Genomic DNA, 6,510 nt, shown 5'->3' on the forward strand with positions numbered 1-6,510 from the left:
TTGGATGATTTTAGAGAATGGTTATCAGATAACCTCCGGTATTTTATGCTGGGTGGAGCGATTCTGATAATTGTGCTTGTTCTGTTCTTTGGCGTTCGCGCCTGCGTTGGAAGTAATAAGGGGAATTCCGGCGATGGACAGAAGACGGCAACAAAGGACCAGGGAAATGTTCCTTCTTCTCCGACAAATGAAGGGGAGTCTGACGAGAAGAAAGAAGACGCCAATTCCATGGAAAAAGCAGATGCAGATATTACTGCATTAATTAAGAGCTATTACAAGGCTCTGGGGGAAAAAGATATTGCAACGCTGAAGACTCTGGAAGATGATTTTACACCATCAGATGAGTCAAAGGTCACAAACTTGAAGGATTATATCGAAGGGTATGAAGTAGGAGACGTATATACAAAGAAGGGCATGACAGAGGATTCCTATGTGGTTTACGCCTGCTTTTCATACATCTGTCAGAATATTGAAACAAAGGCGCCGGCGCTGACACAGTTCTATGTGTACAAAAACAGTGATGGCAGCTGGATAATTGATAATGATGCCATGCAGGATCCGGATATTTCCGCATACCTGGAGAAGCAGCTCTCAGACAGTGATGTAGCAGAGCTGGTGAAAAAGGTACAGAATGAGCTGGATCAGGCACAGCAGAAGGATGAGGCACTGGCAGCATTCTTAAATGGTCTGGGTGATGAGTCTGATGTGTCTGTACAGGCACAGAATGGCACACTTCTCACTGTGGCAGAGGAATGTAATGTGCGTGCAGAAGCAAACACAGATTCTGAGATTCTTGGCGTAATTTCAGAAGGTGAGCAGGTTGAGAAGACAGGTACTGACGGGGAATGGGTTCAGATTGATTATGACGGTCAGACCGGATACATCAGAGGAGATCTTCTCACAGATGGATCAGAGTCAGATACTTCAGAGGATTCCGGTGATTCGGATTCAGAGGAATATGATTCACAGGATTCAGGCTCCGGTGAGGAAGAACAGGAATAATAAAAAAATAATGGGTAAAAAATAAAAGCTGCAAAATTATGCAGCTTTTATTTTTTACGCTGGTTTTAGTCAAGCGGATATTCGCAATCCGCTTCGCTACTTGCTCATAACCGAATAACTGCTCCGCGGTTATTCGGTTAGTTTGTGAATTCTCCGTATGTAATACCTGGGTTCAGCTCTTTGCCGTGGGCGGCTGCCAGTTCATGGACTGTAACTAACTGATACCCGTCCTCGATCAGCTGAGGAATGAGAATCTCTGCAGCATCTACAGAAGTGCTGTAGATATCATGCATCAGAATAATAGAACCATCCTGTACGTTATTCATTACTTCCTCTACTGTAGCCTGGACATCCTGGGTTTTCCAGTCCAGTGTATCAATGGACCACAGGATCATTGGTGTGCCTACGGTAGCTTTGACTGTGTCATTTACAGAACCGTAGGGAGGCCGTACCACAGTAGCGCCCTGTCCTGTAAGATTCACCAGCTCCTGATCTACCCTGGAAATCTGGGAACTGATATCAGAGGCAGATAAGGTGGCCAGATCTGTATGGTCATAGGTATGATTGCCCAGTTCACAGCCGAGAGCTTTCATCCGTTTGACTTCATCAGGAAAGCTTAGGATCTCCTTACCTACCATAAAGAAGGTGGCCTTTGCATTGTTGGCTTCCAGACAATCCAGAAGTCTGTCTGTAAAAGAGCTTGGGCCATCATCAAAGGTGAGGGCAATGGTTTTTGGAGTTGATTTTTTCTCTTTTTTTGATTTCTTGCCAGAAGAATCTGACTGTGCTGTGGCAGTGGATGGCTCATAGCCCTGGAGAGAGCCGTCTGCATTTAAATGGTAGGTTTTGCCGTCTACCGTAATATCACCTGTCTGCATGATACCATCCAGATCCATATAATAACGCTTATTTCCCACATCAACCCATCCTGTCTGCATAATTCCTGCTTTATCAAAATAGTATTGCTTTCCATCTGTGTCTGTAAGCCAGCCTGTATAGGCTGTACCATCTACCAGAAAGATCCAGTCACTGCCGGAAGCTGTCCAGACTCCCTTTTTTGCCTCAGGAGAAACCTTGTTTCCTGTTTTCTGATCTTTGTCAGAAGAGGAATCTTTCTTTGCACTGCTTTTGGCAGGAGTTGGAGTTATGGTTGTTTTTTTCTCTGTGTCTTCGGTATCTTTTTTGCTTTTTGTTTCTTTGAGATCTTTTGTTTTTTCAGTGGTTTGTGTACTTTTGGTGTCTTTGGTATTTTCTGCTATGAGCACTCCGGTGCTGTTCTCGGAATGATCCCGGGACGGTGCTGCGGCAGAGCGTGTAAAAAGCCCTCCGGATAATATGCACACAAGGACAGCAGCTGTCACCAGCCAGCGGTTTGCCCGGAAAAAATGGCCCGACATAAAATGCCTCCTTTGTATTTTGTCTTTTGCCTTCTTATCATAACGTATCTTGGGGAAAAAGACAACGGCGAAAAATTAATTGCTAAAATGTACAAATAACTATATAATAAAACAATGGACGAAAAAATCAGAATCAATAAATTTTTAAGTGATGCAGGAGTCTGTTCCCGCAGAGAGGCGGACAGAATGATCCTGGAAGGCAGGATCACAGTGAACGGGGAGGAAGCTGTGAGCGGCCAGAAGGTATCCGGGAAGGATGAAATCTGTATCGATCAGATTCCTGTAGAGAAAAATGAAAAAAAAGTACTTTTGTTATTTAACAAACCCAGAGGAATTGTCTGCAGTACAAAAAAACAGCGTCAGGAAACTACGGTAACAGAATACCTGAATTATCCCCTGCGGATCTATCCTGTGGGCAGACTGGACAAGGAATCCCAGGGCCTGCTCCTTCTCACCAATGAGGGAGACCTGGTAAATAAGATCATGCGCGCCGGAAACCGCCATGAAAAAGAATACTTTGTGACAGTAAATAAACCGGTAGATGAAAACTTTATCCGCCGGATGAGTGCAGGAGTACCTATCTTGGATACAGTGACAAGACCCTGCCAGGTGGTGCAGACCGGAGCATGCAGCTTCCGGATCATACTTACCCAGGGCCTGAACCGCCAGATCAGACGAATGTGTCAGTATCTGGGCTATGAGGTAAAGAAACTCAAACGTCTCCGGATCATGAACCTGACTCTGGAGGGAATCCCGGAGGGACAGTACCGGGAGATCACACCGGTAGAGTGGGAGGAGCTTCAGAGACTTCTTGCCTCTTCCACCAGTGAAACAGTAATGGAAACAGGAGGGCATCATGGAAACAGCCGCAATGAATCGAATGAAAGAGCTGGTAAAAAAACTGGACAGAGCAGCCAGGGCTTATTACCAGGAGGACATAGAGCTCATCAGCAACAGAGAATACGATCAGATGTACGACGAGCTTCAGGCTCTGGAAAAGGAAACAGGAACCGTACTGGCAAACAGCCCCACCGCAAAGGTAGGGTATGAGGCAGTAGACCAGCTTCCTAAGGAAGAACATGAATCTCCCATGTTGTCTCTGGACAAGACCAAGGACAGGGAAGTACTTCGGGAATTTATAGGGGATCATGAGACCCTGCTTTCCTGGAAATTGGATGGACTGACGGTTGTTCTTGCCTATGAAAATGGAGAACTGGCAAAGGCTGTCACCAGAGGAAATGGTGTGGTAGGCGAAGTAGTTACCAACAATGCACGGGTATTCCGGAATATTCCCTTAAAAATCCCTTATGCAGGCAGACTGGTGCTGCGTGGGGAGGCAATCATTACCTACTCTGATTTTGAACAGATCAATGAATCCATAGAGGATGTGGATGCCAGATATAAAAATCCGCGAAATCTGTGCAGCGGCTCTGTACGTCAACTGAATAACCAGATCACGGCCAGGAGAAATGTAAGGTTCTATGCCTTTGGCCTGGTAAGTGCGGAGAATGTAGATTTTCATAATTCCCGCGCAGAGCAGTTTGAATGGCTGAAAAACCAGGGATTTGAGGTGGTGGAATACCGCAAAGTAACGGCAGCTACCCTGGACCAGGCCATGGATTATTTTTCTGCAGCGATCACAGAGAATGATTTTCCATCAGATGGTCTGGTGGCACTTTATGACAATATCGCATACGGAGATTCCCTGGGGCGTACTGCCAAATTTCCCAGAAATGCCTTTGCTTTTAAATGGGCAGATGAGATCCGGGAGACAAGGCTGGAGAAGATTGAATGGAGCCCGTCCCGCACAGGCCTGATCAATCCGGTGGCAGTTTTTGATCCTGTAGAGCTGGAGGGTACCACTGTGAGCAGAGCCAGTGTGCATAACATCAGCATCATGCGGGAACTGCAGCTGGGAATTGGGGACAGGATCACCGTGTATAAAGCAAATATGATCATCCCCCAGATTGCTGAAAATCTCACAAAGAGCGGAGAGCTTCCCATTCCGGAGACCTGTCCGGCCTGTGGACAGGGCACAGAGATCCGCAGGGTAAATGAGGTGGAATCCCTTTACTGCACCAACCCGGATTGCCCTGCCAAAAAGATTAAGGCCTTTGCTCTTTTTGCCAGCAGGGACGCCATGAATATTGATGGCCTTTCAGAAGCAACTCTGGAGAAATTTATTGCCAGAGGCTTTATCCATGATTTTGGTGATATTTTTGAGATCAGCAGACACAGAGAGGAAATCGTGACCATGGAGGGCTTTGGTGAGAAATCCTTCGAAAATCTTATGGCAAGTCTGGAAAAGGCCAGGGAAACAACTCTGGCAAAGGTAATCTACAGTCTGGGAATCGCCAATATCGGACTGGCCAATGCAAAGGTGATCTGCAGACATTTTGATGATGACCTGGAGAAAATCCGCCACGCAGAGGAAGAGGAAGTCAGCTCCATTGATACCATTGGTCCGGTGATTGCCAGAAGTCTGACAGAATACTTTGCAGACCCGGAGAACAACCGGAAGCTGGATCATCTTATGAGCCACCTTGCCATTAAGAAAGAAGAAAAAAAAGGAGAGCAGATTTTCCAGAATATGAATTTTGTTATTACCGGAAGTCTGGAGCATTTTGACAACCGGAATCAGGCAAAGGAACTGGTGGAGTCCCTTGGAGGCAAGGTTACTGGTTCTGTAACCAAAAAGACCAATTATCTGATCAACAATGATACCACTTCCAATTCTTCCAAGAATAAGAAGGCCAGGGAACTTGGAATCCCTGTAATATCCGAGGAAGAATTTTTGAAGCTTACAGGGCATTGAAATTTGACCCAAAAGGAAAGGAGACCATAAAATGCCGATTAAAATACAGAGTGATCTTCCAGTAAAAGAAATTCTGGAGAGAGAAAATATTTTCGTAATGGATGAGTCCAGGGCATCCCATCAGGATATCCGGCCTATCCAGATCCTGATTCTGAACCTGATGCCTCTGAAGGAGGAGACAGAGTTGCAGCTTCTGCGTTCTTTGTCCAATACCCCTCTTCAGGTAGATGTGACCTTTATGGCAGTACAGAGCCATGAGGCGAAAAATACCTCTGTGAGTCATCTGAATAAATTCTATCAGACTTTCCCGGAGCTGAAGGGAAATAAATACGATGGAATGATCATCACAGGTGCGCCGGTGGAACAGATGGAATTTGAAGAGGTAGACTACTGGAATGAACTGACAGAGATCATGGACTGGACAAATACCCATGTTACATCTACTATTTATCTGTGCTGGGCTGCTCAGGCAGGGCTCTATCACCACTATGGACTAAAGAAACGTAAACTGGACAAAAAAATGTTTGGCCTTTTCTGGCATAAGGTGATGAACCGCAAGATTCCGCTGGTACGCGGTTTTGACGATATGTTCCTGGCACCCCATTCCAGACATACGGAAGTTCCCATCGAGGATATTCATAACTGCAAAGAGCTGACAGTGCTTGCTGAGTCAGACGAAGCAGGGCTTTTTCTTGCAATGGCAGACGGTGGCCGCAAAATCTTTGTGATGGGACACCCGGAATATGACCGTGTGACACTGGACGGGGAATACAAACGTGATGTGAGTAAAAACCTGCCTATCGAGATGCCGGAAAACTATTACAAAGACAACAACCCTGAGAATCGCCCGCTCCTTATGTGGCGAGCTCACGCAAATAACCTGTATACCAACTGGCTGAATTACTACGTCTACCAGTCAACTCCATTCGACCTGTACGGAACACCGGATTTCAGTGAGATATAGGGGATTTGCAGGAAATTCAATTTCACGTATCTTACCGTATTTTTACATAATTTCACGTGAAAATGGAGTAAAAATGGGGTATGGATTCAATAAAAATGGGGTATGACATATACCTAAAGATGTATAATAGGGAATTTCACACAATAAAGGACTGATATTGCCAACTAAATATTTTAAACATCTGAATAAGTCCATGTACTTGAATAACAACAGGTACGTGGGCTTATTTTAGTGCTTAAAAATATTGTCAAAGAAATGATAATTTCATAGAACAAAAACAAGGAGGAAGAGACAATGAACAAAACCAACTGCAGCTCCAGTTCCTACTACAG

4 protein-coding genes and 1 pseudogene are annotated in these 6,510 nt (G+C 45.2%); 4 read left to right on the forward strand and 1 reads right to left on the reverse strand.

Translation table 11 applies throughout. From position 1 onward, the window contains the following. Positions 1-1,002, forward strand: a complete 1,002-nt coding sequence (locus tag H8Z82_RS17415) for an SH3 domain-containing protein (protein WP_243176492.1) — start codon at positions 1-3, stop codon at positions 1,000-1,002. A gap of 137 nt (positions 1,003-1,139) precedes the next feature. Here the strand turns inward: H8Z82_RS17415 and H8Z82_RS14805 are convergent, their stop codons facing one another. Then, complete coding sequence (locus H8Z82_RS14805) at positions 1,140-2,399, reverse strand: polysaccharide deacetylase family protein (protein ID WP_186995545.1); 1,260 nt, start codon at positions 2,397-2,399, stop codon at positions 1,140-1,142. A gap of 114 nt (positions 2,400-2,513) precedes the next feature. Here H8Z82_RS14805 and H8Z82_RS14810 point away from each other — a divergent pair. The 3 genes and pseudogenes from H8Z82_RS14810 to metA all read left to right on the forward strand — a co-directional run. Continuing rightward, positions 2,514-3,242: pseudogene (locus tag H8Z82_RS14810) on the forward strand (pseudouridine synthase); the annotation flags it as partial. A gap of 13 nt (positions 3,243-3,255) precedes the next feature. After that, complete coding sequence (gene ligA / locus H8Z82_RS14815; protein ID WP_186995546.1) at positions 3,256-5,214, forward strand: NAD-dependent DNA ligase LigA; 1,959 nt, start codon at positions 3,256-3,258, stop codon at positions 5,212-5,214. 31 nt (positions 5,215-5,245) lie between these two features. Then, positions 5,246-6,178: a homoserine O-acetyltransferase MetA gene (metA, locus tag H8Z82_RS14820; RefSeq protein ID WP_173743386.1), complete on the forward strand. Its 933-nt coding sequence runs from the start codon at positions 5,246-5,248 to the stop codon at positions 6,176-6,178. The last annotated feature ends 332 nt before the right edge of the window (positions 6,179-6,510 follow it).

This window comes from Blautia difficilis (assembly GCF_014297245.1).
GTDB lineage: Bacteria > Bacillota > Clostridia > Lachnospirales > Lachnospiraceae > Blautia_A > Blautia_A difficilis.